The 21,093-nt window shown below is 70.6% G+C and carries 18 protein-coding genes; 10 read left to right on the top strand and 8 right to left on the bottom strand.

All coding sequences use genetic code 11. From position 1 onward, the window contains the following. The first annotated feature begins 74 nt into the window (after positions 1 to 74). Both ACIPC1_RS03520 and ACIPC1_RS03515 read left to right on the top strand, forming a co-directional pair. Positions 75 to 1,079 carry an aldo/keto reductase gene (locus ACIPC1_RS03520; protein WP_402512866.1) on the top strand — a complete coding sequence of 335 codons (1,005 nt, stop codon included), beginning with the start codon at positions 75 to 77 and terminating at the stop codon, positions 1,077 to 1,079. A gap of 26 nt (positions 1,080 to 1,105) precedes the next feature. Next, positions 1,106 to 1,696: a TetR family transcriptional regulator gene (locus tag ACIPC1_RS03515; RefSeq protein WP_402512864.1), complete on the top strand. Its 591-nt coding sequence runs from the start codon at positions 1,106 to 1,108 to the stop codon at positions 1,694 to 1,696. A 143-nt stretch (positions 1,697 to 1,839) separates the two neighbouring features. Here the strand turns inward: ACIPC1_RS03515 and ACIPC1_RS03510 are convergent, their stop codons facing one another. Both ACIPC1_RS03510 and ACIPC1_RS03505 read right to left on the bottom strand, forming a co-directional pair. Continuing rightward, positions 1,840 to 2,046, bottom strand: coding sequence for a hypothetical protein (locus tag ACIPC1_RS03510; RefSeq protein ID WP_402512862.1), 207 nt, complete (start codon positions 2,044 to 2,046; stop codon positions 1,840 to 1,842). A gap of 93 nt (positions 2,047 to 2,139) precedes the next feature. Beyond that, on the bottom strand, positions 2,140 to 2,673 hold the full coding sequence (locus ACIPC1_RS03505; RefSeq protein WP_402512861.1) for a MarR family winged helix-turn-helix transcriptional regulator: 534 nt from the start codon (positions 2,671 to 2,673) through the stop codon (positions 2,140 to 2,142). A gap of 153 nt (positions 2,674 to 2,826) precedes the next feature. Here ACIPC1_RS03505 and ACIPC1_RS03500 point away from each other — a divergent pair, with 153 nt between their 5' ends. Continuing rightward, on the top strand, positions 2,827 to 3,726 hold the full coding sequence (locus ACIPC1_RS03500; protein ID WP_402512860.1) for an LLM class flavin-dependent oxidoreductase: 900 nt from the start codon (positions 2,827 to 2,829) through the stop codon (positions 3,724 to 3,726). On the opposite strand, the gene ACIPC1_RS03495 is transcribed toward ACIPC1_RS03500, so the two are convergent. Then, complete coding sequence (locus tag ACIPC1_RS03495) at positions 3,719 to 5,149, bottom strand: MFS transporter (protein ID WP_402512859.1); 1,431 nt, start codon at positions 5,147 to 5,149, stop codon at positions 3,719 to 3,721. The two genes, ACIPC1_RS03500 and ACIPC1_RS03495, sit on opposite strands and share 8 nt — an antisense overlap. Before the next feature lie 101 nt (positions 5,150 to 5,250). Here ACIPC1_RS03495 and ACIPC1_RS03490 point away from each other — a divergent pair, with 101 nt between their 5' ends. Further along, positions 5,251 to 6,156, top strand: coding sequence for a helix-turn-helix transcriptional regulator (locus tag ACIPC1_RS03490; protein ID WP_402512858.1), 906 nt, complete (start codon positions 5,251 to 5,253; stop codon positions 6,154 to 6,156). 172 nt (positions 6,157 to 6,328) lie between these two features. Here ACIPC1_RS03490 and ACIPC1_RS03485 read toward each other — a convergent pair whose 3' ends face one another. Together ACIPC1_RS03485 and ACIPC1_RS03480 are read right to left on the bottom strand one after the other, a co-directional pair. Then, the gene (locus ACIPC1_RS03485) at positions 6,329 to 7,048 is read right to left on the bottom strand and encodes a tetratricopeptide repeat protein (RefSeq protein ID WP_402512857.1); all 720 of its coding nucleotides are present in this window, start codon (positions 7,046 to 7,048) and stop codon (positions 6,329 to 6,331) included. Positions 7,049 to 7,260: 212 nt separating this feature from the next. Continuing rightward, positions 7,261 to 8,712: an MFS transporter gene (locus tag ACIPC1_RS03480; RefSeq protein ID WP_402512855.1), complete on the bottom strand. Its 1,452-nt coding sequence runs from the start codon at positions 8,710 to 8,712 to the stop codon at positions 7,261 to 7,263. An 81-nt stretch (positions 8,713 to 8,793) separates the two neighbouring features. Between ACIPC1_RS03480 and dusB the strand changes: the two genes are divergently transcribed. The 3 genes from dusB to ACIPC1_RS03465 all read left to right on the top strand — a co-directional run bounded on the left by dusB (position 8,794) and on the right by ACIPC1_RS03465 (position 11,107). Then, positions 8,794 to 9,945, top strand: a complete 1,152-nt coding sequence (dusB, locus tag ACIPC1_RS03475) for a tRNA dihydrouridine synthase DusB (protein ID WP_402512853.1) — start codon at positions 8,794 to 8,796, stop codon at positions 9,943 to 9,945. Positions 9,946 to 9,987: 42 nt separating this feature from the next. Beyond that, positions 9,988 to 10,518, top strand: coding sequence for a hypothetical protein (locus tag ACIPC1_RS03470; RefSeq protein WP_402512852.1), 531 nt, complete (start codon positions 9,988 to 9,990; stop codon positions 10,516 to 10,518). Between the two features lie 106 nt (positions 10,519 to 10,624). Further along, positions 10,625 to 11,107, top strand: a complete 483-nt coding sequence (locus tag ACIPC1_RS03465; protein ID WP_402512851.1) for a VOC family protein — start codon at positions 10,625 to 10,627, stop codon at positions 11,105 to 11,107. 10 nt (positions 11,108 to 11,117) lie between these two features. Here the strand turns inward: ACIPC1_RS03465 and ACIPC1_RS03460 are convergent, their stop codons facing one another. After that, the gene (locus ACIPC1_RS03460) at positions 11,118 to 13,055 is read right to left on the bottom strand and encodes a glycogen debranching N-terminal domain-containing protein (RefSeq protein ID WP_402512850.1); all 1,938 of its coding nucleotides are present in this window, start codon (positions 13,053 to 13,055) and stop codon (positions 11,118 to 11,120) included. Beyond that, a complete protein-coding gene (locus ACIPC1_RS03455) occupies positions 13,052 to 14,551 on the bottom strand; it encodes an MGH1-like glycoside hydrolase domain-containing protein (RefSeq protein WP_402513394.1) in 1,500 nt (499 codons plus the stop codon). The genes ACIPC1_RS03460 and ACIPC1_RS03455 overlap by 4 nt, the downstream gene beginning before the upstream one ends. A 257-nt stretch (positions 14,552 to 14,808) precedes the next feature. Here ACIPC1_RS03455 and ACIPC1_RS03450 point away from each other — a divergent pair, with 257 nt between their 5' ends. Together ACIPC1_RS03450 and ppdK are read left to right on the top strand one after the other, a co-directional pair. Further along, on the top strand, positions 14,809 to 16,008 hold the full coding sequence (locus ACIPC1_RS03450; RefSeq protein WP_402512848.1) for an ROK family protein: 1,200 nt from the start codon (positions 14,809 to 14,811) through the stop codon (positions 16,006 to 16,008). A gap of 566 nt (positions 16,009 to 16,574) precedes the next feature. After that, the gene (gene ppdK, locus ACIPC1_RS03445; protein ID WP_402512846.1) at positions 16,575 to 19,316 is read left to right on the top strand and encodes a pyruvate, phosphate dikinase; all 2,742 of its coding nucleotides are present in this window, start codon (positions 16,575 to 16,577) and stop codon (positions 19,314 to 19,316) included. Between the two features lie 129 nt (positions 19,317 to 19,445). Here ppdK and ACIPC1_RS03440 read toward each other — a convergent pair whose 3' ends face one another. After that, the gene (locus ACIPC1_RS03440; protein ID WP_402512845.1) at positions 19,446 to 20,357 is read right to left on the bottom strand and encodes a carotenoid biosynthesis protein; all 912 of its coding nucleotides are present in this window, start codon (positions 20,355 to 20,357) and stop codon (positions 19,446 to 19,448) included. Between the two features lie 191 nt (positions 20,358 to 20,548). Between ACIPC1_RS03440 and ACIPC1_RS03435 the strand changes: the two genes are divergently transcribed. Then, the gene (locus ACIPC1_RS03435) at positions 20,549 to 21,055 is read left to right on the top strand and encodes a MarR family winged helix-turn-helix transcriptional regulator (RefSeq protein ID WP_402512843.1); all 507 of its coding nucleotides are present in this window, start codon (positions 20,549 to 20,551) and stop codon (positions 21,053 to 21,055) included. Positions 21,056 to 21,093 lie beyond the last annotated feature (38 nt).

The raw sequence follows: 21,093 nt of genomic DNA, 5'->3' as shown, positions 1-21,093 counted from the left end.
ATCTGTCATGTCATGGTGGATGTACGACACCCCTCCGAGCGCGTTCCCGCCTGGAGAACCCCCAAGGAGCCCTCATGCAAACCCGTCCCCTCGGATCCACCGGACCCCAGGTCTCCGCCCTCGGCCTCGGCTGTATGGGCATGTCCGCGTTGTACGGCGACGCCGACCGGGCCGAGTCCATCGCGACCATCCACGCCGCGCTCGAAGCGGGTGTGACCCTGCTCGACACCGGTGACTTCTACGCCATGGGTCACAACGAGCTGCTGATCGGCGAGGCCCTGCGCACTGCGCCGACCGCTCGGCGGGAGCAGGCGCTGACGAGCGTCAAGTTCGGCGCGCTGCGCGACCCGGACGGCGGCTGGATGGGATACGACGGCCGCCCGGCGGCCGTGAAGAACTTCGCCGCCTACTCGCTGCGGCGCCTCGGCGTCGACCACATCGACGTGTACCGGATCGCCCGGGCCGACACCGAGGTGCCGATCGAGGAGACGGTGGGCGCGATCGCGGAGCTGGTGGAGGCCGGGCACGTACGGCACATCGGGCTGAGCGAGGTGGGCGCCGGGACGATCCGCCGGGCCGCCGCCACCGCCCCCATCTCGGACCTTCAGATCGAGTACTCGCTCATCTCGCGCGGCATCGAGGACGAGGTGCTGCCGACCACCCGTGAGCTGGGCATCGGCATCACCGCGTACGGCGTGCTGTCGCGCGGGCTGATCTCCGGACACTTCACGCGGGACCGGCAGCTGGCCGCGAACGACTTCCGCGGGATGAGCCCGCGTTTCCAGGGCGACAACCTCCAGCACAACCTCGACCTGGTCGACGCGCTGCGGAAGGTCGCCGAGCAGAAGGGCGTCAGCGTCGCGCAGATCGCGATCGCCTGGGTGCTCTCGCGCGGCGAGGACATCGTGCCGCTGGTGGGCGCCCGGCGCCGCGACCGGCTGACGGAGGCGCTGGGCGCGCTGGACGTGACGCTCGGCGCCGGCGACCTCGCCGCCATCGAGGAGGCCGTGCCGGACGGCGCCGCCGCGGGCGACCGTTACCCGCAGGCGCAGATGGCGCACCTCGGCACGGAGCGCTGACGGTACCGGCAGGTACCGTCCTCGTCATGGCACCGAGCACCGAAGCACTGACCGCCGAGCGCATCCTCGAAGCGACCGAGGAGGTCCTGCGCCGCCACGGGCCCGCCAAGGCCACCGTGGTGGACGTGGCCCGCGCACTCGGCGTCAGTCACGGCAGCGTCTACCGCCACTTCGCCACGAAGGCGGCGCTGCGGGAGGCGGTCACGAAGCGCTGGCTTGACCGTACGTCGGAGTCCCTCGCGGGCATCGTCGCCGAGGACCGCGACCCCGAGTCCCGCCTGCGTGACTGGTTCACGGCGCTCTTCGCCGCCAAGCGCCGCAAGGCGGGCGACGACCCCCAACTCTTCGCCACCTACATGGTGTTGCTGACAGGCGAGAACAGCGGGGTCGTCGACCGGCACGTCGCCGACCTCACCGGCCAGCTCGTCGAGATCGTCGAGGACGGCGTGCGGCGTGGCGTCTTCGCGTCCGACGCCCCGGACGTCACGGCCCGCGCCCTCTTCGACGCCACGAACCGTTTCCACGACCCCGGCTACTCCCGGGAGTGGGAACAGCCCGGTATCGACGGGGAGTTCGAGGCGCTCGTGGACCTGGTCGTACGAGGGGTGCGAGCCTGACCGGGAGCCCCTGCTCGCGGCACCGGGTGCGGGGTTCTCGCCGCGCGCCAGGCTGTTACGGAGGCCACGGGCGGTGTCGGTGGAGCCGCCCACCGCCCCGGCGCAGTGAGGCTCCCCGGCCGGCACGTAACCGGCCGGACCGGCTACCGCTCCGTCGGGTCCACCGTCGCCTGGTGCGCCTCCGCCAGGTGTTCCTCGGCCTTCAGCCAGGGCAGGAACTGTGCCGCCTTGCGCCACCCGCACGTGTCACATTTGATCGTGCGCTGTACGCCCGACCGCTGAACGTGCACGACGTGCTCGCGGCCGTGCTGGTCCCAGCGGCTTACCTTGCTCGTGTTGATCTGCAGCATGCCACCTCCTGGTGATACCGCGTGATGCCGCGTATACCGCATTCCCTTGCGCAACAAGGAGTGTGCAGCAAGGAGTGTGCAGCATGGCGAAGATCAACGGGGATTCTTTGTCGGTGAGTTGGCGGCGCGGTCGTCCGTCGCCACGATCCGCCGCATCAAGGTGATGAGAGTCTCACGTTCGGTGTCCGACAGGCCGTCCAGGAAGTCGGTCTGCGAATGGGCGGCCACCTTCTTGAGGTCCTTCAGTCGTTTCTCGCCCGCCGCCGTGAGGGCGACGTGCTGGCGGCGGCGGTCTCCGGGATCGCGGTCGCGGCGTACGAGGTCCTGTTGCTCGACCTCGTCGAGATAGCCCACGAGGTGGCTGCGATTGAGGCCGAGGCGGTCGGCGAGTTCGTGCTGGGCGAGGGGGCCGAAGTCGCCGAGGCCCGCGAGGATCGCGAAGTGGGGGAGGCGCAGGCCGTGTTCCCCGAGGGCCTCGACCAGGGCGCGGTGGCCGATCCGGGCCACGTGGCCCGCCAGGTAGGAGGGCAGGGCCAGCAGGGTCGGGGGGCGCGGGGCCGGCGAGTCCGGGGTGTGCAGGGTCCCGTCCGGCCTGTCGGTGGGGGCGTCGTCGCGGGTCGCTGCCATGCCCGTAACCCTACCCTCGACGTAATAGTGTCGGCATGTAATGATTACGTCGCGATGTGATCCAGAGTCGCACCGCGACGTGATCCCGACGGTCGAACAACTCTGTCGACACCCCCGATATCAGCGACATCAGCGACCCCCTTAAGGACCGCCATGCCCGACTACGGCCACGACCTCCTCTTCGGCGCGGTGCTCACCCCCGACGTCGAACAGCCGCACACCGTCATCGAGTTGGCCCGGCTCGCCGACCGCTCGGGGCTCGATCTCGTCAGCGTCGCCGACCATCCGTACCGGCCGGACTTCCTGGACGCCTGGACCCTGCTGTCCGTCATCGCGGCGCGTACCGAGCGGGTGCGGGTCTTCCCGAACGTGGCCAACCTGCCGCTGCGGCCGCCGGCAGGGCTGGCGCGGGCCGCGGCGAGTCTCGACGTACTCAGTGGCGGGCGGGTGGAGTTGGGGCTCGGAGCCGGTGGGTACTGGGATGCCATCGCCAGTGAGGGGCAGGCGCGGCGCACGCCCGGGGAGGCCGTCGAGGCGTTGGGCGAGGCGATCGACGTCATCCGGGCGCTGTGGTCGACGGATGCGGGAAGCAAGGGAGTCGACGGCAGGCACTACCGGCTCGACGGGGCCCGGCCGGGGCCTCCGGCCGCTCACCCGATCGGGATCTGGGTCGGCGCCCTGGGCCCGCGGATGCTGCGGCTCATCGGGCGCGCCGCCGACGGCTGGCTGCCCAGTGCCACCCGGCTGCCGCCCGCCGAACTCGCCGCGGGGCAGCGGATCGTGGACGAGGCGGCGGCCGCCGCGGGACGCGACCCACGGTCGGTGCGCCGTCTCCTCAACCTGCCGGGCCCCGGCGTCGCGGCTGCCGGGTACGAGCTCCCCGGTCCCGCCCCGGCGGGGCAGCTCGCCGAGCGGCTCGCCGAACTCACCCTCACCCAAGGAGTGAGCGCCTATCTCCTCGCCTCCGACGACGCCCCGACCCTCGAACGGTTCGCCCATGAAGTCGCCCCTGCTGTGCGGGAGTTGGTGGCCAAGGAGCGGGCCGTCAGCTGATCGTGCGGGGCAGCCGCAGGCTCAGGCCCGTCGTCAGGATCCCGAGCGCCAGCTGGACCAGCAGCGTGGTCACCAGCGCGTCCTGCATTCCGTGGCCCGGGACGAGGGACAGGAAGAGGGAGCCCAGGGTGGCCACGCCGAGGGCGAGGGCGGACTGCTGGGTGGTGATCATGACGCCGCTGCCCACGCCGCCGCGAGCGGGCGCGACCTCGGAGAGGATGATCCGGAAGAGAACGGGGAGTTGGAGGGCCTGGCCCGCGCCCGCCACCGCCGCGCCCGGCGCCAGTTCCCAGATGCCCAGGTCCGGCCAGGACCGTGAGGCGGCCAGCGCCATGAGGGCCAGGCCCACCGCCTGGATCAGTCCGCCGGCGGTGACGACCCGGGTGCCGTAACGCGCGATCAGCCGCGGACCGCACAGCGAGACGACGAAGAACGCCGCCGCCATCGGCGCGAGGGCCAGCCCCGCCTGGACCGGACCGAGCCCCGCGCCCTCCTGAAGGGCCACCGCGATCACGAACATGAACCCGCTGAAGCCGATCGAGAACGGCACGATCATCACCAGGCCGCGGCGCAACGACAGCAGCGCGAAGAGGCTCGGCGGCACCAGCGGCGTACGGCCCTTGCGGTCCTCCCGGCGCTCGACGAAGTAGAACGCCGCCGCCGCGACCGGGAACAGTGCGAGCGACAGCCAGGTCCACAGCGGCCACCCCGCCGCCCTGCCCTCGGTCAGCGGGGCCAGCAGCGCGAGCAGCGCCACAGCGAGCAGGACCGTGCCGGGGCCGTCGATCGGCTCCGGGTGCTGCGAGCGCGTCTCGGGGACCGCCCGGGTGGCCAGCACCAGACCGAGGATCACCACGGGCACGTTGACGAGGAACACCGCGCGCCAGCCGGTGCCCGCGATGTCGGCGGCGATGAGTACGCCGCCGAGGATCTGCCCGGCCACCATGGAGAGCCCGGCCGTCGCGCCGTACAGGCTCATCGCCTTGGCGCGGCGCGGGCCGGCGGTCGCCGACTGGATGGTGGCGAGCACCTGCGGCAGCATCGCCGCGGACGCCGCTCCCTGCGCGACCCGTGCGGCCACCAGCGTCCAGGCGCTGGGCGCGAGCCCGCACGCCAGCGAGGTCAGGCCGAAGGCCGCCATGCCGACGAGGAAGAGCCGACGCCGGCCGAAGAGGTCGCCGAGCCTGCCGCCGAGGACGAGGAGGACGGCGTACGAGACTCCGTACCCGGCGATGACGAGTTCGAGGACGGACGCACTCGCGTGCAGGTCCTGTCCCATGGTCGGCAGTGCGACGTTCACAATGAAGAAGTCGATCAACGGCAGGGCCGCGCCGATCAGCACGGTGAAGAGTCCGAGGCCGCCGAGCACGGGTGGAGAGACGGGGGATCTGACGGGGGTGGTGAGCGTTCCGGTTTCGGTCACGTGCTCCAGCCTGCCCTCGGCCCGAGGCTGGTACCAGAGTTTACTTATCCTGGTAGAGGCAGTACCTGGCAACAGGGTAAGACGTACGGCACGCTAGGAGCATGACAACGATGGCACAGGACTATTCGGGGGCGGCGGCCAGGCGGCACGGCGGTCGCGAGGCGGAGATCCGGCGGCACGAACTGGCCGCCTTCCTGCGCCACCGTCGCGAGCACGTCACCCCCGAACAGGTCGGTCTGCCCCGCGGCGCGCGCCGCCGCACCCCCGGCCTGCGCCGCGAGGAGGTCGCGCAGCTCGCCGCCGTCGGGGTCACCTGGTACACGTGGCTGGAACAGGCCCGCGACATCCATGTCTCCGTGCAGGTGCTCGACGCACTCGCCCGCGCCCTGATGCTCGACCAGAGCGAGCGCGTCCACCTCTTCCAGCTGGCCGGAGCCGTCGACCCGGCGCCCCCCATGACCTGCCCGACGGTGTCCCCGGCCCTGCGGGCCATCCTGGAGCAGCTGGAGCCGATGCCGGCCTGCGTCCAGAACAGCCGGTACGACATCCTCGCGTACAACCGCACGTACAGCCTGCTGCTCTGCGACCTCGACGCCGTACCGCGCGAGGACCGGAACTGCATGGTCCTCGCCTACACGCACGAGGAGTGGCGCTCCTCGATCGTGCATCTGGACGAGACCACCCGGCTCATGGCGGCCAAGTTCCGCGCCTCGATGGCCGGGCATCTCGCCTCGCCCGCCTGGAAGACGCTCCTCAAGCGGCTGCGGGCGGAGTCGCCGGACTTCTGCGAGGCCTGGGACCGCCACGAGGTGGTCGGCGTGGGCACCAAGCGCAAGGAGTTCCGCAACGCGTACGTCGGCCGGATCACCGTCGACCACACCGACCTGTGGCTCGGTCCGGATGTGGGGCCGCGCCTGGTGACGTATGTGCCCGCCGACGCGGAGTCGCGCGAGCGGCTGGAGAAGCTGCACGCGATCGCGGGGGAGCGCGGGGTGGTCATGGCCTGAGCCGCATTGGCTCGGGCTTCGTACGCCCGTGGCTTTCGGGACCGGGTTCGTCCCCGAGCCGGCGGTGTCCGGGTGATGTCCGGTGATGTCGTGCCCGGCTTCTCAGGCGTGGAGCACGGCGAGGGCGGCCGGGACCACGGCGGTCCGGGCCGACCGGCCGCGGTGCGGTGGTCTACCGGGAGATCACTTCCAGGAGGGCATGGCCGGATCCCGCCCCGTACTCGGCGTCGAACGAGTCGCGGCCGAGCTCCTCCACCAGCCGTGCACGGAGGGTCTGGTGCTCCTGGGCGTCATCCGGGTCCAGCTGATGCCCGAGCCTTCGCAGTTCGCTGTCGACCGTTGCCAGGTACCGGGTCGCACGGCGGTGGTCGCCGTCGGCGGCCGCGATGACCGCTGTGCTCAGAGCCACCTGCGGGTACACGTCCGTCATCTCGCCCTCCACCACCTCGCGGCGGGCCGCGGAGAACAGCTCACGGGCCTTCTGGACCTCGCCCGCGTGCAGTTCCAGATACGCCAGGTTGTGCCGTTCGTTCGCGACGCTTCTGCGCTCGCCCAGGGACTCGTTGAGAGCGATGCTCTCCGCGAGCAGGCGGCGAGCGGCGGGCACGTCACCGGCCATGCGTGCGGTGCCCGCCAGGATGTGCAGGGGGGTCCGCTCCAGGCGGCGGTCGCCGGTCCGCTGTGCGAGCTCCCGTGCCTCCTCGGCCAGACGCCGGGCCTCGGGCAGGTCGCCGGCCACGATGGCGACACGTGCCAGACAGCCCACCGCTTCCACCTCGGCGGCGACGTCACCGGCAGCCTGGGCGCGGGTGATCTCTGCCTCGCTCAGGCGCTGCACCACGTCGATCTCGCGGCGGCGAAAGGCTTCGACGGCCTCTTCGTAGAAGGTCATACCGGAAGAGGTTAGCCAGCCCGGGTCAGCCAGCCCGGGTCGGTCGGCCCGGGTCAGCCAGTCCGGGTCGGTCGGCCCGGGTCAGCCAGTCCGGGTCGGTCGGCCCGGGTCAGTCGGTCCGGGTCAGCCAGTCCGGGTCGGTCGGCCCGGGTCAGCCAGTCCGGGTCAGTCGGCCCGCGTCAGTCGGCCCGGGCGCGGACGGGGTCGCGGTGTCAGGCCCCTACGCCCGTCGAGTCCCGTGTCCGCACGGGTTCCGGCTGTAGCCGGACCGCCGTCCGCTCGGCCGTCTTCCGTGCCCAGGCTCCGCTGGTCAGGGCGCCCAGGACGAGCACCGCGAGGCCGCAGCCGGCGATGATCCACCAGGCGGGGCCGGCGGCCGCCACGAAGGTGTCCTTGTACGCCGTCGTGCTCACCCCGGAGGCCAGCACCGCGCCGATCACCGCGACGCCGAGCGTGCCGCCGATCTGGCGGCTGGTGGAGGCGACGGCGGAGGCGACGCCGGCCTGCGAGCGGGGCATGCCGGAGACGGCGGTGTTGGTGATGGGCGCGTTCACGAAGCCGAAGCCGAGGCCGAAGAGGACGTAGCCGATGACCAGCGTGGTGTTCGAGGTCTCGCCCTCGAACGCGGCGAACAGCACCCCGCTCGCCGTCATCGCGACCCCGGCGATCAGGAGGGGCACACGGGGGCCGCGGCTGCCGACCAGCCGGCCCGACAGCGGTGCGCAGACGAAGCACATGACTGCCATCGGCAGCATCCACAGGCCCGCGTGCAGCGCGTCGAGGCCGCGTACGTTCTGCAGATAGAGCGTCGAGAGGAACAGGAAGCCGCTGAGCGCCGCGAATCCGCAGACGGCGATGACGGTGGCCCCGCTGAACGGCGCGGAGCGGAAGAAGCGCAGGTCGATGAGGGGTTCCTCGCGCCGGTGCTCGTACCGGAGGAGGCCGATCAGCGAGGCGACGGCGACCGCGCCGAAGGCCACGATCTTGACGGCGCCCGAGGTGGGCGCCTCGATGATCGCGTAGGTGAGGGAGCCGAGGAGCGCGATGACCAGGATCTGGCCGACCGGGTCGGGGCGGCGGGCCCTGGGAGCGCGGGACTCGGGGACGTAGCGCAGGGTGAGCAGGAGCGCGGCCAAGCCCACCGGGAGGTTGATCCAGAAGATCGAACGCCAGCCGACCGAGTCCACGAGCAGCCCGCCGACCAGGGGCCCGAGGGCCATCGATATGCCGACCACGCTGCCCCACGCACCGATCGCCCGGGCGCGCTCGCGCGGGTCCGTGAACGTGTTGGTGATGATCGACATCGCGACCGGGTTCAGCATCGAACCGCCGACCGCCTGCACCATGCGGAACGCGACGAGCGTTTCGAGGGTCGGGGCGAGCGAGCACAGGAGCGAGCCGAGCGTGAAGATGACCAGGCCCGCGATGAACACCTTCCGGCGGCCGATGCGGTCGGCTGTCGAGCCCGCCAGCATCAGCAGCGAGGCGAGGACCAGCGTGTACGCGTCGATCGTCCACTGAAGGCCTGCAAGGCTCGCGTGCAGTTCCTTCTGCATGGAGGGCAGGGCGACGTTCAGAACCGTGTTGTCGAGGCTCACGATCAGGAGGCTCATGCAGCAGATCGCGAGCACCAGCATGCGGTGGCGGGGGCTCAGCTCGGGCATTCCACCATCGTACGACTGTTTCGATAGTGCGTCTAACTAACGACTGTCGCCGTAGTCGCCGACGTACGTGACAATGGGGGAATGTCCACGCCCACCCTCGTTCCCGCGCCCCCGCTGTCGATCGGCCCGCACACCGTCCAGCCACCCGTCGTCCTGGCCCCGATGGCCGGCATCACGAACGCGCCCTTCCGCACGCTGTGCCGGGAGTTCAGCGGCGGCAAAGGACTCTTCGTCAGCGAGATGATCACCACGCGGGCGCTCGTCGAGCGCAACGAGAAGACCATGCAGCTGATCCACTTCGACGCGACCGAGAAGCCGCGTTCGATCCAGCTGTACGGGGTGGACCCGGCGACCGTCGGCAAGGCCGTCCGCATGATCGCGGAGGAGGGCCTCGCCGACCACATCGACCTGAACTTCGGCTGCCCGGTCCCCAAGGTGACCCGGAAGGGCGGCGGGTCCGCCCTCCCGTACAAGCGGAACCTGCTGCGGGCGATCCTCCGGGAGGCCGTGAGCGGGGCCGGTGATCTCCCGGTCACGATGAAGATGCGCAAGGGCATCAATGACGACCACATCACGTACCTGGACGCCGGGCGGATCGCGGTCGAGGAGGGCGTCACGGCGATCGCCCTGCACGGCCGGACCGCCGCCCAGCACTACGGCGGCACGGCGGACTGGGACGCCATCGCGCGCCTCAAGGAGCACGTGCCGGAGATCCCCGTCCTCGGCAACGGCGACATCTGGTCCGCCGACGACGCGGTGCGGATGGTGCGGGAGACCGGGTGCGACGGGGTGGTCGTCGGGCGCGGGTGCCTGGGGCGGCCGTGGCTGTTCGCGGACCTGGTGGCCGCCTTCGAGGGGCGTCAGGAGTACGCCCGTCCGACGCTCCGTGAGGTGGCGGCCGTGATGGTCCGGCATGCGACCTTGCTGGGCGAGTGGATCGGCGACGAGGCGCGTGGCGTCATCGACTTCCGCAAGCATGTCGCCTGGTACCTCAAGGGCTTCGCCGTCGGCTCCGAGATGCGGGGGCGCCTCGCCGTCACCTCGTCCATCGCCGAACTCTCCGACGGGCTCGCCGAGTTGGACCTCGACCAGCCGTGGCCGCTCGGCGCGGACGGGCCCCGCGGGCGTACGTCCGGCAACAACAGGGTTGTCCTGCCGGAGGGTTGGCTCAAGGACCCGTACGACTGCGCGGGGATCGGCGAGGACGCGGAACTGGACACGTCCGGGGGGTAGTTGACCTCGACAGGGGGAATCCGGCTCGCCGAAGATGTGCGGGTGACGGACAGCGTGGTGTGGGTCGGGGTGTTCACCGGTGCGACCGCGGTGCTCGCCAGTTGGGTGACCACTGTGGGCAACGCGCGGGCGGCGAAGGTCCAGGCGGAGGCATCCGCGCAGGCCGAGCAACGGGGCCGGGTCCGGGAGATCCGGCGGGCCGCCTATCTGGACCTCATGGAACAGGCGCACCTCACAGGCCAGCTGTACTGGAGAGTCGGCGAAGCGTTCTTCCATCTGGTCGACCCCACCGAACGACTGACGCACATTCAGGAACTCCGCACCGAGCTGCGCAGCGCCTTCGACCCCCTCATGCGCTGCGTCCGGGTCATCGTGCTGGAGGGTCCGGCCCCGGCCGCCGAAGCGGCCGAAGCCCTCATGCGGGCGGCAGCGGAGGCCAACAGTGCGCTGGCGCGGGTTTCGGAGAGCGGCGCCCCGGGATCCCGCGAACTCTTCGGCGAGACCCACGGGGCGTTCCGCGACAGGCTGGAACAGTTCATCGGGGAAGCCCGTACGGCCATGGTCGCCTCGTAGCGGCGCAAGCATGACCGCCTTGTGGCGGCGCAAGGGGAATCGCCCGCTAGACGGGTCGGTTGACCAGCTCGTACTCGCTCGTACTCGCGATCCCCAAGGAGCCGCCATGTCCGACGCCGACGGAAAGCCCGGTGCTGACGGAAAGCCCGGTGCTGAGGAAAAGCCCGTTGCCGCCGAACCCGCCGTCCGTGAACTCCGCCTCGTCGTCACGGCGGCCGACTACGACGCGGCGCTGCACTTCTACCGCGACGTCCTCGGCCTGACCGAGCGCGGGGCGTTCTCCTCGCCCGACGGGCGGGTCACCATCCTCGACGCCGGCCGGGCCACCCTGGAGCTGACCGACCCGAACCACGCCGCCTTCATCGACGAGGTCGAGGTCGGGCGGCGGGTGGCCGGCCATGTGCGCGTCGCCTTCCAGGTGGACGACTCCGCCGCCACCACGGCGAGGCTGGCGGCGGCCGGGGCTGAGGTGATCGCGGAGCCGATGCGCACCCCCTGGAACTCGCTGAACTCCCGGCTGGAAGCACCGGGAGCCCTTCAGCTGACCCTTTTCACCGAGCTCGGCGAGCTGACTGAATCCGGCGATTAGGGCTGTAGGCCTAAGCTCCCCCCACCGCCGTCAGCAACGCCAGCGGTGCCGCCGCCGACCTCGACTCCCGTACGCATGCGTGCGGGTAGGGCACCGGCTCACTGTGGGTGCCGCGGCCGTAGCCCGCGATGACCTCGGGGAGGCGGTGGCCGGCGGCCGTGGCGGCGTCGACCAGGGCGTGGGCGACGGTACGGGCCTCGTCGTGCAGGCCGTACCTCGCCAGGCCCAGGGCGATCAGGGCGTTGTCGTGCGGCCAGACCGAGCCGCGGTGGTACGAGAGCGGGTGGTACGCCGCCTGCCCGGAGGCGAGGGTGCGGACGCCCCAGCCGGAGAAGAAGTCGGGTTCCAGGAGGCGCCGGCCGACCAGCTCGCCGTACTCCTTGTCGAGCAGGCCCGACCACAGCAGGTGGCCCGCGTCGGAGGCGAGGGCGTCCACGTGGCGGCCGTCACCGTCCAACGCCAGGGCGGGGAAGGAGTGTTCGGGCATCCAGAAGTCCCGCTGGAAGCGGTCCCGGAGGTCACCGGCGGCCTGTTCGAGGAGGGCCGCGTAGACCTCGTCGTCCCAGACCGTGCGGGACAGGTGCGCGGTGCGGCGCAGCGCGTCGTATGCGTAGCCTTGCGCGCCCGCCGCCATCACCGGGCCGGAGGGGCGGCCGCCGTCGGCCGAGCAGATGGCGCCGGGGGAGTCCTTCCAGTTCTGGTTGGCGAGGCCGCCGCCGTCCGCGCGGTAGACGAGATAGCCGCGTGAGGTCAGCCCGCCGTGGTCCAGCATCCAGCCGATCGCCGCACGGGCGTTGGCCTCGAGGCGGCGGGCCACGCTCACATCGCCGGTCTGCTCGGTGTAGGCGCCGAGCAGCACCAGGAACAGCGGCGTCGCGTCCACCGAACCGTAGTAGCGCCCGTACGGCACCTGCCCGAAGTGTGCCAACTCCCCGTGCCGCACCTCGTGCACGATCTTGCCGGGCTGGGACACCGCCTCCGCGCCCACCTCGGTCGCCTGCGTCGCGGCGAGTGCGGGCAGCGTGGCGGCGGCGAGCTGGGGGCGGTAGGGGAGCGCGAAGAGGGAGGTCAGGAGCGCGTCACGGCCCAACAGGGCCAGGAACCACGGCACTCCGGCGGCCGGGACGCGCAGTTCCTCGCCGTCCGGGCCGCGGGCCGGAACCTGGAGCGCGGCCAGGTCGGACAGGCCGCGCGCGCAGGCCGCGGCCAGCTCCGGCCAGCCGGTCGGGAAGGGCACGCCTTCCGTGAACTCCCCTTCGAGGGCGAGGAGTTGGTCGTTCGCGGCGGCGGGGGACAGCGGTACGTCGGGCTCGTGTGCGGCGCCGTGCGGACGCGCCGCGACCCGCAGTGACAGCTCCGCGCTGCCGTGCGGTTCGAGTTCCAGGGTCCATACGAGGCGACGGGCGCCCGTGCCCGTCTCCTCCACGCCATCCGGGGCGGGCTCGGAGGTGACCGTCGTACAGGATCGCCATTCACCGCGCTGATAGCCGAACTCCACGCCGTTGTCGAGGACTTGGCGGGAGCGGACGACGCCCGTCTTGGCGTATGTGCGGTAGTCGGAGCGCAGCTCGAACTGGTCCGTGAAGTCGGCGTCCGCGGTGACCGCGACGCGGACCGTCGTGGGCGCCGGGCGGTTGCTGGTGACCCGCAGCGCCTCCACGAACCCGCCCTCGGCGACGGCCTGTTCACGGAAGACCGTGTACGCGGGCGGCTCGTTGCGGCCGCCGCGGGGTACGAGCACACAGCGCGCCGTGTCGCCGTCCGCGACCGGCGTGAGTGCCTCGGGCACCGCGCCGTCCAGGGTCAGCTGCCAGCGGCTCAAGTGCCGTGCGTCGCGCACGAATAAGCCGTCCGGGGAGCTGCCGCCCCGCACCCCGCTGATGTCCCCACCGTCGTCCACGGCGGCGAACGTCCCACCGTGCACAAGCAGATGATGCCGGTCCGTCATCCCCGGTCCCCTCCCTTGGCGCCCGTCTCGAATGCGTATGCGCGCGCGTTCCCGTAGGTGCTCGCGCTGTGTGCCCTGTCGAACGTCTCGTGTCCCGGGTGGGACGCGAACTGGTCCGCCCCCGTCGGTGAGTGCAGCAGGTCCAGCGTCAGCGCGGCCGTCCAGCTGAAGCCGAGTGCTCCGCAGGCCTCGCGGGTGTAGGGGTCCACGTACTCCGCGAACCCGGACTCCCCGGCGGTGTCGAGCAGCGCTGCCCGCAGGCCGTCCGCGCGCGTCTGCTCGCCGTGCAGCCGCAGGCCGCGCTCCAGCAGCCAGTTGGTGTTGAACCAGGCGGGACCGCGCCAGTAACGGTGCGGATCGAATGCGTCCCCGGTCAGGTCGTAACTCGGCACGAGCTGTGTGGCGTCACCGAGCCCGAAGTGCGACCCGCTCGCGGTGCGCACGAGGGTCGCGACGATGTCGCGGGGCAGCGCGGGGAGGAGAAGCGGGATCAGGCCGGAGACACTGCGCTCGGGGATCAGCTCCCCGGCACACCCGTCCCGCTGTGCGCCCTGGCCCGCACCACGGGCGTACACGTCCCGGCAGAAGAACATCCCCTCCGCCGGGTCCCACAGCCGCTCCACCAGCGCCGCCGTGAGGCGCTCCGCGCGGGCGTGCCGGGCGGTTCCGGCCGCGCCCAGTTCCTGTGCGATGTGGGCGAGGGCGTACTCGGAGGCGATCAGCAGTGCGTTGAAGGAGGGGTCCTCGACCGCGAACTCGCCGCCGCCGTCGTCGTACCCGCCGTCCCGGTAGTCCGTGGCCAGTCGCACATAGCGCCCGTAGTCCAGATCCGTCGGCCGGTCCTCGGCGGCCCCGTGGTCGAGGTCGGCGCGGCGGAAGGAGCGGGCCGGGGCCGGGGTGATCCGGCTCAGCGGGGCGTCCCAGCAGGGGCTGTTGTCCATGCCCTGCTCCCAGGGGTGGACCACCGAGGCCAGACCCCCGCCGCCCAGGTCCCGGCGGTGCAGCAGATAGCGGTGCCAGGCCGCCAGGCGCGGATAGACACGGGAGAGGAAACCGCGGGCCCGTGAGAGGCCAGGGTCGGCCTGGTGCACCAGCCACGCGGCGAGCGCGTGCACCGGTGGCTGCACGATGCCGGAGGTCTGTACGGTGCGCGGGGCGCCCGCGGCGGCCCCCGCGGTCGAGGAGCGCCAGAAGTCGGGGCTCGGGAAGTACGCGTCGAGCGGCACGGAGGGGTTGAAGACGATGTGCGGGATCCGGCCGTCGCCCCACTGTGCGCCGAGCAGTGTCTCCAGCTCCGTCTGCGCCCGAAGGGGGGACAGGTGGCGCAGCCCGATGGAGATGAAGGCGGAGTCCCAGGACCACTGGTGCGGGTACAGACCGCGCGAGGGCACGGTGGACGTTCCCGTCCAGTTGCCGTTCAGCACCCGGGCCGCCCTGAGGTGCAGCGAACCCGCCGTCTCGGCAGGATCGTATACAAGTGTTCCGGTACGGGTCACCTCGGCCCGACCGGGCGAGGAGGGTGGTCCCGAGGCGGCCAGGGGTGTGCCTGAGGTGCGTACGGAGGTGGTGATTCCCGTGCGCAAGGCGGTGAGCTGGGTTGTGCGGTCCACTCAGGTCTCCCGGAAGACATCCTGCCGACCAGTTCGGCTGTAGCTACCGTAGGGTTACGTCTATTTAACACGCAAAACTCAATATGTAATGCAGAGTTGAGGAACGCAAGAGGGTGGGCATGTCAGGAAGGGCGGACAGGACCATGAGGGCAGGGAATCAGGCAACCGCCGGAGAGCTGCTCGAACTGGTGCGAAGCGGACGCGCCACGACCCGCGGGGCGCTGCAACAGGCCACCGGTCTGTCCCGGGCCACGGTCGGCCAGCGCCTCGACCGGCTCTTCCGCGCGGGCTGGCTGCGCGAGGGCGCCGGCGGCCCGGTGGACTCACCGCTGGGCGGGCGCCCCTCCATCACTCTCGAATTCGACGACGCCCATGCCGTCGTCCTCGCCGCCGACCTCGACACCCGGCACGGCCGGGCGGCCGTCCTCACCCTGACCGGCGAGATCCTGGCCGAGCAGTCGGGACTCCTGGTCATCGACGAGGGCCCGGAAGCGGTCCTCGGCGAGCTCGGCCGCTGGTTCGCCGACCTGCTGGTGAAGGCCGGAAAACCCGCTGAGGCCGTGTGCGGCATCGGACTCGCGGTGCCGGGTCCGGTCGACAGCGACACCGGCCGGGTCGTGCAGCCGCCGATCATGCCGGGCTGGGACGGTTACGACATAAGAGGCCGGCTGGGCCGCGCGTTCGCCCATCACGCGGGCGCCAGGCCCGGCGTCCCCGTACTCGTCGACAACGACGCCAACCTCATGGCGTACGGGGAGCAGCGCACCGGCTACCCGGACTGTTCGGCGTTCGCGCTGGTCAAGGTCTCCACCGGTATCGGCGCGGGAATGGTCGTCGGCGGCACCATCTACCGGGGGATCGACGGCGGCGCCGGTGATATCGGGCACATCCGGGTGGGCGCCGACGTGCTGTGCCGGTGTGGATCACGGGGCTGTCTGGCCGCGGTGGCCAGTGGCGGTGCGGTGGCGCGCCGGCTTGTCGAGTCCGGGGTGGCGGCCGCCTCGGGATCGGATGTGCGGGATCTGCTGACGTCCGGGCACCCGGAGGCGATGGCGCTCGCTCGGGAGGCGGGGCGCCAGGTGGGTGACGTACTGGCGACCGTGGTGACGCTGCTCAACCCCGGTGTCCTGATGATTGCCGGAGATTTGGCCGGAACTCCCTTCCTTACGGGCGTACGCGAGCTGCTGTACCAGCGGGCGCTGCCCCGCTCCACCGCTCATCTGGACGTGGTGACCTCGCGGCTCGGCGAGCGGGCCGGTCTGGTCGGGGCCGGGGCGCTGGTCGTGGAGTACCTGTACGCGCCGGAGCGGGTCGAGGAGCGACTGGCGGCGCTGGGGGTGTGACCCGCTGGGTGCCCGGCGCGTGACCGGCACCGGCACCGGCACCGGCTAGGGCATCGGCACCGGCTCGGGCTCCGGCACCGGCTCGGGCTCCGGCTAGGACTCGGGCATCGGCATCGGCTCGGGGAGTCGTGTGACATCCATCGGCTCATCGAGTCGTGTGACATCCGTGTGACGTGTCCACATCGTGGTCCGCATGGTGAAATCCGGCCTTCGTTCCGGCGTGATTCTCGCCACGCCTGATAGGGAGTAGGCTCAGATGAGCGGATCATGAGCGGCTGCACTTCTCCAAGGGGTGGCACTCAGTGCCACCCCTTGATCGTTCAGCAACTGAACTCAGGCGTAGCGCGGGCCGCTCAGATGAGTGGATAGGCCGGTCTGTGAGGGTCGGCGCGTTCAAGAAGTGAAAACATCGTCACCTCATCGCTTGCCAAGCCTTGACTTTCGATCTGGTGGCGGACGAGTGGTTACAGGCACATGACGCACAAGTGGACGTACCCAGACGCCTTCGATCTGGGTATGTTCCCCGTCGTCAGGGCAGCCACCGCGACGTCGAGGAGTCGAGACTCGTGTCGGAAAACAAAGATCCCCACGTAGCTGAGAGTGCGGTCGAGGGGGTGAAGTTCGTTTATGACTTCACCGAGGGCAACAAGGACCTCAAGGACCTCCTCGGCGGCAAGGGGGCGAACCTCGCCGAGATGACCAACCTGGGTCTTCCCGTCCCTCCGGGCTTCACGATCTCCACCGAGGCCTGCAAGACCTACCTCGACAGCGGCGAGGAGCCGGCGGCACTGCGTGACGAGGTGAGTGCGCACCTCGACGCGCTGGAGCAGCGGATGGGCAAGACCCTCGGGCAGGCCGATAACCCCCTGCTCGTATCCGTCCGTTCCGGGGCGAAGTTCTCCATGCCCGGCATGATGGACACCGTCCTGAACATCGGGCTCTCCGACAAGTCGGTGCAGGGCCTCGCCAAGCAGGCCGGTGACGAGCGCTTCGCGTGGGACTCGTACCGCCGTCTCATCCAGATGTTCGGCAAGACGGTCCTCGGCGTCGAAGGCGAGCTCTTCGAGGACGCGCTGGAGGCGGCGAAGGCGGCCAAGAAGGTGACCGTCGACACGGACCTCGAAGCGGCCGACCTGAAGAAGCTGGTCACGAAGTTCAAGAAGATCGTCAAGACCGAGGCCGGGCGGGACTTCCCGCAGGACCCGCGCGAGCAGATGGACCTAGCCATCCACGCGGTCTTCGACTCCTGGAACACCGACCGCGCCAAGCTCTACCGCCGCCAGGAGCGCATCCCGCACGACCTCGGTACGGCGGTCAACGTCTGCTCGATGGTCTTCGGCAACCTCGGCCCCGACTCGGGCACCGGAGTCGCCTTCACCCGTGACCCGGCCTCCGGCCACCAGGGCGTGTACGGCGACTACCTCCAGAACGCGCAGGGCGAGGACGTCGTCGCGGGCATCCGCAACACGGTCCCGCTCGCCGAGCTGGAGCAGATCGACAAGAAGTCGTACGACCAGCTCATGCAGATCATGAAGACCCTGGAGAACCACTACAAGGACCTCTGCGACATCGAGTTCACCATCGAGCGCGGGCAGTTGTGGATGCTCCAGACGCGCGTCGGCAAGCGCACGGCGGGCGCGGCCTTCCGTATCGCCACGCAGCTCGTCGACCAGGGTCTGATCGACGAGGCGGAGGCGCTTCAGCGGGTGACGGGCGCGCAGCTCGCACAACTGATGTTCCCGCGCTTCGACGACCAGGCGAAGGTCGATCAGATCGGCCGGGGCATCGCCGCCTCGCCGGGTGCGGCGGTCGGCAAGGCGGTCTTCGACTCGTACACCGCGATCAAGTGGTCGCGTTCGGGCGAGAAGGTCATCCTGATCCGCCGTGAGACGAACCCGGACGACCTCGACGGGATGATCGCGGCCGAGGGCATCCTGACCAGCCGTGGCGGCAAGACCTCCCACGCGGCCGTGGTCGCGCGTGGCATGGGCAAGACGTGTGTGTGCGGCGCCGAGGAGCTCGAAGTCGACACCAAGCGGCGGCGGTTGACCTCGCCGGGCGGTGTCGTGGTCGAAGAGGGCGACGTCGTCTCGATCGACGGCTCGACGGGCAAGGTGTACTTGGGCGAGGTCCCGGTCGTCCCGTCACCGGTCGTCGAGTACTTCGAGGGCCGGATGCACGCGGGCGCCGACGACGCCGACGAACTGGTCGCCGCCGTGCACCGGATCATGGCGTACGCGGACCGCGTCCGTCGGCTGCGGGTGCGGGCCAACGCGGACAACGCCGAGGACGCGCTGCGGGCCCGTCGCTTCGGCGCTCAGGGCATCGGCCTGTGCCGTACCGAGCACATGTTCCTCGGCGACCGCCGCGAGCTCGTGGAGCGGCTGATCCTGGCCGACACGGACGCGGAGCGCGAGGAGTCGCTCAAGGAGCTGTTGCCGCTCCAGAAGCAGGACTTCATCGAGCTGTTCGAGGCGATGGACGGCCTGCCGGTGACGGTCCGGCTCCTCGACCCGCCGCTGCACGAGTTCCTGCCGGACATCACCGAGCTGTCGGTCCGGGTGGCCCTCGCGGAGTCCCGCAAGGACTCCAACGAGAACGACCTGCGCCTCCTCCAGGCCGTGCACCGCCTGCACGAGCAGAACCCGATGCTGGGCCTGCGCGGCGTACGCCTCGGCCTGGTCATCCCCGGCCTCTTCACCATGCAGGTACGGGCGATCGCCGAGGCCGTCGCCGAGCGCAAGAACGCCAAGGCCGACCCGCGCGCCGAGATCATGATCCCGCTCGTCGGCACCGTCCAGGAACTGGAGATCGTCCGCGACGAGGCCGACCAGGTCATCGCCGAGGTCCAGGCCGTGACGGGCACCGAACTCAAGCTCGCCATCGGCACGATGATCGAACTCCCGCGCGCCGCGCTGACGGCCGGGCAGATCGCCGAGGCGGCCGAGTTCTTCTCCTTCGGCACGAACGACCTCACCCAGACGGTCTGGGGCTTCTCCCGCGACGACGTGGAGGCCTCCTTCTTCACGGCCTACCTGGAGAAGGGCATCTTCGGCGTCTCCCCCTTCGAGACCATCGACCGCGACGGCGTCGGCAAGCTCGTACGCGATGCCGCCGTCGCCGGCCGCGCGACCCGCCCCGACCTGAAACTCGGCGTCTGCGGCGAACACGGCGGCGACCCCGAGTCCGTCCACTTCTTCCACGAGGTAGGACTCGACTACGTCTCCTGCTCCCCGTTCCGGATCCCGGTGGCCCGCCTGGAGGCGGGCCGCGCGGCGTCGTCATCATCGGGCAGCGACCACCGCTGACCCCCTGAACCCCCGGGACCACTGTCGGGTCACCTCGACCCTCACCGACCCGACAACGGTCCCGGCGCACGAAGGAGGGGCTGCACCCTGTGCGGGGGTGCAGCCCCTCCTTCGCGTGGTCGCCGGGCGCTATGCGGCCGGGTGCAGACTCTCGCGGTCGGTCCGTTCGTCCACCGGTGGGGTCGGCGCCGGTGTCGGGGTGTGCCGTTGGGCGATCCGGAGCAGGGCCAGGAGGGCGATGAAGCACATGCCGTAGACCGTGACCAGGGCCGATGTCTCATAGATGTCGGCGGTCTGCCAGGTGGTGCCCGAAGCGTCGGTGACGGTCGTGTGCTCGCCGGTGAAGAGCCTGGTGAAGAAGGAGACCGTGGTCAGCAGGTAGAGCAGCACACCCTGAAGGTCACTGGTGGTGGTCTCGCGCGGTTCGGCGATGGGCAGCGGACCCCGGCTGCGCAGGTAGAGGGCGAAGACCTGCATGAAGAGGTAGACGGTGAAGGTCCAGCCCAGGAAGTTGCCCAGGGGTACGCCGAAGTAGCCGCCGCCGTGCTCCCAGATCCACGTCTGCTTGATGGTCGCGGACCTGGGGTCGAGCGACAGGTCCCAGGCGGTCATGGCGAACGCGGCGACGACAGGGGTTCCGATGGTGGTCAGCCAGGACGAGTTGCGGCGTACGTCGCCGAGCAGCACGGTGGCGACGATCCAGGCGAGGTAGCCGGTGGCCAGGTAGGCCGGGCCTATGAACCAGGGCACCTGAAGGAGCTTGCCGCCTCCGGTGTAGTGGTAGTTGCCGAACGGGAAGCCGACCTCGATGGCGAGATTTTCCAGGAAGTTGCTGATCAGGAGGCCTGCGGCGACGAAGACCCAGATCGCGCGCCAGCCGTAGCGCCGGGCGCCGTGGAGCAGCGCGAAGAGGACCTGGGGGACGATCACCAGTATCCCTATGCTGGGAACGATGCCGTTGGCGACCAGGCCGAGGCCGATGACGAGGGTGATGGCCCACAGTGTGGCCGCGGCGTTGAAGCGTGGGGGAGGGGTGGACATTGTCGACTCCGGCTTCTTGGCCGGTCGCCTGACCGGCCCGTGGGGTGCGGAATCTGGCGTCGGCCTGGATAAGGGGAGAGGGCCGATCCAAGCCCGCGTGGGTGGAATGCAAAGCCAATTTACCTTCCTGGGAAGAGGCTAGCTGGGAAGCTTTTTTCCAGCAAGAATCATGCCGATCGGTACCATGAGGCATGGCATCCGTCGCGTCTCCACTCCAGCCCGAACTCCCGCCGAGCGACCCCGGCGAGAGTCCGTCGTCCGAGGAACTCGTCGAGGCGTGGACCACCATCGTTCTCACGTACAACCGTGTATCGCGGGACCTCATCGCGAAGGTCGAGGCGGTGACCGGGGTGCCGGGACGCTCCTTCGATGTCCTGGTCCGGCTGCTACGGGCCGGCGATCAGCCCGTGTCGCTGACCAGGTTGTCCCGGACCATCTCGTTGTCCAGCGGTGGCTTCACCAAGCTCGCCGACCGCCTTGAGCAGGCCGGACTCATCGAACGGCAGCCCTCCACGTCCGACCGACGGGTCATCAACGCCGTGCTCACGCCGACCGGCCGCGCACAGGCCGAACAGGGACTCGCCGTCTTCGTCGCCGAGTTCGACGCGCTCGTGGCCCGACGACTCGGCGCCGACGGCCTGCGGGCGCTGGCCGGGTACATGCGGGAGCTCGGCGCCGACTACGCCTACGAGGGCTGACGGTCGACCTGCTCGGCCCGTGTGCGCTTCAGGAGTTG

Origin of the sequence: Streptomyces sp. NPDC087263 (assembly GCF_044744645.1) — a bacterium.
In the GTDB taxonomy this organism is placed as follows: domain Bacteria; phylum Actinomycetota; class Actinomycetes; order Streptomycetales; family Streptomycetaceae; genus Streptomyces.
Note: the sequence above shows the minus strand (reverse complement) of the source record. Positions and strands in the feature narration are given on the sequence as shown.

Excerpts from the sequence above, each read along its gene's own strand:
- ACIPC1_RS03520 (WP_402512866.1), top strand. The coding sequence starts at position 75 with ATGCAAACCCGTCCCCTCGGATCCACCGGACCCCAGGTCTCCGCCCTC.
- ACIPC1_RS03515 (WP_402512864.1), top strand. The coding sequence starts at position 1,106 with ATGGCACCGAGCACCGAAGCACTGACCGCCGAGCGCATCCTCGAAGCG.
- ACIPC1_RS03510 (WP_402512862.1), bottom strand. The coding sequence starts at position 2,046 with ATGCTGCAGATCAACACGAGCAAGGTAAGCCGCTGGGACCAGCACGGC.
- ACIPC1_RS03505 (WP_402512861.1), bottom strand. The coding sequence starts at position 2,673 with ATGGCAGCGACCCGCGACGACGCCCCCACCGACAGGCCGGACGGGACC.
- ACIPC1_RS03500 (WP_402512860.1), top strand. The coding sequence starts at position 2,827 with ATGCCCGACTACGGCCACGACCTCCTCTTCGGCGCGGTGCTCACCCCC.
- ACIPC1_RS03490 (WP_402512858.1), top strand. The coding sequence starts at position 5,251 with ATGACAACGATGGCACAGGACTATTCGGGGGCGGCGGCCAGGCGGCAC.
- ACIPC1_RS03485 (WP_402512857.1), bottom strand. The coding sequence starts at position 7,048 with ATGACCTTCTACGAAGAGGCCGTCGAAGCCTTTCGCCGCCGCGAGATC.
- ACIPC1_RS03480 (WP_402512855.1), bottom strand. The coding sequence starts at position 8,712 with ATGCCCGAGCTGAGCCCCCGCCACCGCATGCTGGTGCTCGCGATCTGC.
- dusB (WP_402512853.1), top strand. The coding sequence starts at position 8,794 with ATGTCCACGCCCACCCTCGTTCCCGCGCCCCCGCTGTCGATCGGCCCG.
- ACIPC1_RS03465 (WP_402512851.1), top strand. The coding sequence starts at position 10,625 with ATGTCCGACGCCGACGGAAAGCCCGGTGCTGACGGAAAGCCCGGTGCT.
- ACIPC1_RS03460 (WP_402512850.1), bottom strand. The coding sequence starts at position 13,055 with ATGACGGACCGGCATCATCTGCTTGTGCACGGTGGGACGTTCGCCGCC.
- ACIPC1_RS03450 (WP_402512848.1), top strand. The coding sequence starts at position 14,809 with ATGAGGGCAGGGAATCAGGCAACCGCCGGAGAGCTGCTCGAACTGGTG.
- ACIPC1_RS03440 (WP_402512845.1), bottom strand. The coding sequence starts at position 20,357 with ATGTCCACCCCTCCCCCACGCTTCAACGCCGCGGCCACACTGTGGGCC.
- ACIPC1_RS03435 (WP_402512843.1), top strand. The coding sequence starts at position 20,549 with ATGGCATCCGTCGCGTCTCCACTCCAGCCCGAACTCCCGCCGAGCGAC.